This window comes from Streptomyces calidiresistens, assembly GCF_014141525.1.
GTDB classification, from domain to species: domain Bacteria; phylum Actinomycetota; class Actinomycetes; order Streptomycetales; family Streptomycetaceae; genus Streptomyces; species Streptomyces calidiresistens.
In genome coordinates this window covers 1-3,640 of record NZ_VKHS01000577.1, presented here as the reverse complement: position 1 = coordinate 3,640, position 3,640 = coordinate 1, and the positions used below count along the sequence as shown (strand labels likewise).

Sequence of the window (3,640 nt, the reverse complement as noted above, 5' to 3'; positions counted from 1 at the left end):
GGGGCGGTGGGCGGGCAGGCGTGGGGCATGGTGAGGAAGCGGGCCGTGCCCCCGGCCGTGGATGTGTGGGCCGCCACGCGCGACGCCTTCGTGAGCGTCCTGGTGGACCTGGACGAGGAGCGGTCGCGGCTGCCGAGCGGCTGCGCCGGGTGGGCCGTGCGGGATCTCGTCTTCCACTGCCTGTGCGACCTGCGCCGCGGCCTGGTGGCCCTGCACACCCCCGCCGACCGGGAGCCGGATCGCGACGCCGTCGATTACTGGGCCGACTGGGTACCGGGGACCGACGGGAGCCCCGCCGACCGGAAGCTCTCCCGGATCGTCGCCGAACTCCACCCGGACTTCACCGAGCTGCGCGACCTGTACGCGGAGACCTCCGCCGCCCTCCTGCACGCCGCCGCCGGAACGGCGCCCGGCGAGCGGGTGGCCACGCAGGGGCACGTGCTCACCGCCGACGATCTCGTGCGCACCCTCGCGGTGGAGGCGACCATCCACCACCTCGACCTGATCGTCTCCCTGCCCGGGGCGCCGGGGCCCTCGCCGGAAGGGCTCGCGGAGGTGCGCCGCACCCTCGACGGCCTCCTCGGGCATCCGGCGCCTGAGGCGTGGGACGACGCGCGCTACGCGCTGATCGCCACCGGCCGGGCGGCGCTCTCCGACGCCGAGGCGGGCGACCCGGGGGTCGATGCCGGCCGTTTCCCGTTGTTCGGTTGACCGACTCCGACCGTTCCCCGCCCCCGGGCGCCGTGACGGAGGAGGATGTGCGGGTGAACGACCGTATCGAAGCCCGAATCTCCGCCGTGATGTCCGCCCTCGGAGTTCTCGCCGCAGCTCTTCTCCTCTTCGGCGCCGTGCGCGAGTACCGCGCCGGTGGGGCGGGCGTGTGGGTGGGGGCGGGAGTGGCGCTGTTCCTGCTCACCACGTGGACGTTGGTCCGGAACCTGCGCCGGGGGCGGCGGGTCCGGGAGGAGACCGGCACCGGGTGAGTCCGGGCCGCCGCCGGTCGGGGAGGGGCGACGTGCGGAGGGTGAGGAAAGGAACGCGGTGGGCCAACCGCGTGGAGTTGGTCTGGTTGGTGTGGGGTTTTCACGCGGTGATCGCCGCAGGCCTCGCCCGGGAGGAACGGCAGGGTGATCCCGGGCTGCGGCACGAGCCGGGGATGGGGTGGAGCGATGCCTTCCTGAGCCCGTACGTCCTGGTCGTCTGTACGGCGCTCTCCCTCTATTTCCTGTTCTCCCCGGCCTTCCTCCCGGTGGTGATCCGGGAGGACGCCGATCTCCGTCCGTCCGGGCTCCCGGCCCGGCTGCGGTACCTGGTGCGCGAACTGGTGCTGGTGGGCGCGATGGTGGCCCTCGCCGCCCTCGCCGCCGGATACCCGCCGGGTGCCGCGTTCGAGGAGTTCATCACCGCGTACCAGGCTTGGGTGTTCCTCGGCGTGTTGGTGACCTACTGTCTCTTCTCCCCCTGGCTCCTCTCCTCGGGGTGGGGCAGCGAGGGGGACGACGAGGACGACTGAGTCACCGACTCGTCCCGCTCGGCCTTCGGGCCCCGCCCCCGGCTTCTACGGGCGGGCCACGCCGTTGCGGTACGCCCACACCACGGTCTGGAGGCGGTCCCGGGCCCCGATCTTGGTCATCGCCCGTCCCAGGTGTGACTTGACGGTGGTGGTCTCGATGAACAGTTCCCGTCCGATCTCGGCGTTCGACATGCCCCGGGCGAGGAGGCGGACGATCTCGGTCTCCCGCTCGGTGAGCAGGTCGGCGGCCTCGGGGGCCGGTCGATCGACCGGTGTGCGGCGGGCGAACTCGTCCATCACCCTCCGGGTCACCGCCCGGTCCACCAGCCCCTGCCCCCGGGCGACCCGGCGCACGGCGTCGATCAGGTCATCCGGATCGGTGTCCTTCAGGACGAATCCGGCGACCCCGGCCTCCAGCGCGCCGAAGACGTATTCGTCCAGGTCGAAGGTGGTGACGACGAGGACGCGGGGCGGGTCGTCCACGGCGCGGGAGAGGATCTCCCGGGTCGCGGACAGCCCGTCGCCGCCGGGCATCCGCACGTCCATGCAGATGACGTCGGGTTTCAGGCGTTCGGCGAGTTCGACGGCCCGGGGGCCGTCGGCGCACTCCCCGACCACCTCGATGTCCTCGGCCGTGCCGAGGATGACGCGGAAGCCCGCCCGCACCATCGCCTGGTCGTCCACCAGGAGCACCCTGATCACCGTTCGTTCCTCTCCACGCCGTCGTCCGTGTCCTGTCCCGCCCCGGTCGGGGCGTCGCCTGCCGGGACCCGCTCGCGGTCCACCGGGACCTCCAGTCGAACGCGCCATCCCCCCGAGGGGGTCGGCCCGGCCGACAGTCGACCGTTGACGAGGTGGGCCCGCTCCCCCATCCCGATCAGTCCCATCCCCCGGTGGGCGGAGTCGTTCGCGGCCGTGGTGTCCTTCCCCGCCCCCCGACCCGGGCCGTTGTCCACCTCCAGGACCACACGGCCGGTCTCGTGGCGCAGGAGAATCCGCACGGGCGCGCCGGCGGCGTGGTCGCGCGCGTTCGACAGCGCCTCCCGGGCCACCCCGTGGACGGTGACGTCGGCGACCGGGGGCAGGGGGTACGGCTCGCCCTCCCGGACGAGCTCGACGGGGGTGCCGAGGTCGCGTTCGGCGCGCACCAGGGCGTCCAGGGCGGCGACTCCCGGCATCGGGGCGCTCAGCGGCACCGGTCCGTCCCGGTCCCCGGGTTCGGTGCCCGGCCGCTGCGCGTCCCGGCCGGGGTCGCGCAGGGTTCGGGCGATCAGGCGCAGGCCGTCGAGGGTCTCCCGACCCCGGACGCGGATCCCGGCGGTCGCCTCGCGGGCTGCGCGGTCGTCCCGGCCGATGAGGCGTTCCACGGCTCCCGCCTGGACCACCATGCCGGAGAGGTGGTGGGCGGCGATGTCGTGCAACTCGCGCGCCATGTTGGCGCGTTCGGCGCGGATCGCGTTCTCCGCGCGTTCGCGCTGGGCGCGGATCTCCTCCTCCGCGCGGACCCGCAGGAGCGCGAGGTAGCGGCGGCGGGTGCCGACGTGGACGCCCACGAGCGCGGACCCGCCGTAGACCAGCGCCGCCCACGTCGTCTCCATCAGGAAACGCAGCAGCGGATGGTCACCGGCACCGACCGGCATCCCGAGGTCCACGGTCCCGGCCGAGGCGGCGAGGGCCCCGGGCAGCACGGCGCCCACCAGACCGTGGAGCACGATGACGGCCGCCGGGAGTCGGGCCGGGAAGCGGGTGGGCAGCAGGGTGCCGAAGGTGTAGGCGGCCACGAAGGGCGCGAGCCCCTGGAAGTTCACCCCCGGCGGGAGGAACGGGAGGATCGCGAGTTGGAAGGCCGCCACGATCACCAGACACGCGGCCGGGTTCCGACGACGCATCCACAGCACCGCCGACTGCGCGCCGACGAGGAGGATCAGGGCCACCGTGGCGGGCGCCGGGACCCGGATGTCCTCCGCCCGGATCAGGATCAGCAGGGTGAGCAGGAGCAGACCGACGGAGAGGACGGCGACGACCGCCGCCGTCAGGCGGTCGCGGTCGAGGGGGGTGCGCAGGCCCAGTCGGTTCAGCCGCTCGTCCAGGCGGGCCGCGAGGCGGGAGATGTCCTCCCCGGCGAAG

At 73.9% G+C, this 3,640-nt stretch carries 5 protein-coding genes; 3 read left to right on the top strand and 2 right to left on the bottom strand.

The annotated features are described in order from the left end of the window. The first annotated feature begins 6 nt into the window (after positions 1 to 6). From FOE67_RS19865 to FOE67_RS19855, 3 genes are read left to right on the top strand one after another with little or no spacing between them, the layout of a single operon-like run. On the top strand, positions 7 to 711 hold the full coding sequence (locus FOE67_RS19865; protein WP_438874260.1) for a maleylpyruvate isomerase N-terminal domain-containing protein: 705 nt from the start codon (positions 7 to 9) through the stop codon (positions 709 to 711). Positions 712 to 764: 53 nt separating this feature from the next. Continuing rightward, positions 765 to 983: a hypothetical protein gene (locus tag FOE67_RS19860; protein ID WP_323385097.1), complete on the top strand. Its 219-nt coding sequence runs from the start codon at positions 765 to 767 to the stop codon at positions 981 to 983. 41 nt (positions 984 to 1,024) lie between these two features. Then, positions 1,025 to 1,513, top strand: a complete 489-nt coding sequence (locus FOE67_RS19855) for a hypothetical protein (protein ID WP_182666200.1) — start codon at positions 1,025 to 1,027, stop codon at positions 1,511 to 1,513. A 45-nt stretch (positions 1,514 to 1,558) separates the two neighbouring features. Here FOE67_RS19855 and FOE67_RS19850 read toward each other — a convergent pair whose 3' ends face one another. Continuing rightward, positions 1,559 to 2,215, bottom strand: a complete 657-nt coding sequence (locus FOE67_RS19850) for a response regulator (protein WP_182666199.1) — start codon at positions 2,213 to 2,215, stop codon at positions 1,559 to 1,561. Further along, positions 2,212 to 3,640, bottom strand: a 1,429-nt coding sequence (locus tag FOE67_RS19845) for a sensor histidine kinase (RefSeq protein ID WP_194444483.1), incomplete at its 5' end; no start/stop codon positions are given. The genes FOE67_RS19850 and FOE67_RS19845, both read right to left, overlap by 4 nt.